Annotated in this window: 1 protein-coding gene; it reads left to right on the forward strand. The window is 63.1% G+C overall.

Annotated elements, in window-relative coordinates:
• Positions 1–392: hypothetical protein (locus ACJYUO_RS21855; RefSeq protein ID WP_494347408.1), on the forward strand; the 392-nt coding region annotated here is incomplete at its 5' end.
• Positions 393–569 lie beyond the last annotated feature (177 nt).

The following is a 569-nucleotide window of genomic DNA, read 5'->3' on the forward strand; positions in this document are numbered from 1 at the left end:
GTGGTGCGGCTGCGATGGGCGGACGTTCGATGGAGACGACGAACGCGCTTGATCCGGCGCAGAATAGCGCGGCGCAGCAGACGCAAGAGTCGCAGCGATCGGACATCTTTAAGTATTGGCGAGACCCCGACCTTGCGTTGAAGCGCCCGGACGGCAAGCCGTTCTCATTCCAGAATGCTCGGGAGCGTCGCAAGATCCTGTCGTACGTCTACGCGGGCGCCGCGCACATCAACATTGACTCGATCGAGGCTGAGTGCCTGGAGTTGATGGAGACGGATTCGTCGCAGGCTGAGCGGTTCTTCGGGAACCGTCTCGTGCGTGGCGGCGGGTCATGGTTGCCGCCGGGATTGTGGGAGGGGTGTCATGCCTCTGCCGTGGCTTCCGCCGCCTGAGCCGGGAACTGCCGTCTGCGGCGGTTTCGATGGCTCCGAGGTGGATGACCTCACCGTCATCAAGCTCGAGACATTCGACGGCTACCTATTTACGCCGCGATATGGCCCGGACAATCGTCCGACGATCTGGAAGCCGGAGGACTGGGGCGGACGCATTCCGCGCCACCAGGTCAGCAT

Source organism: Natrinema sp. CRL1, assembly GCF_059162405.1.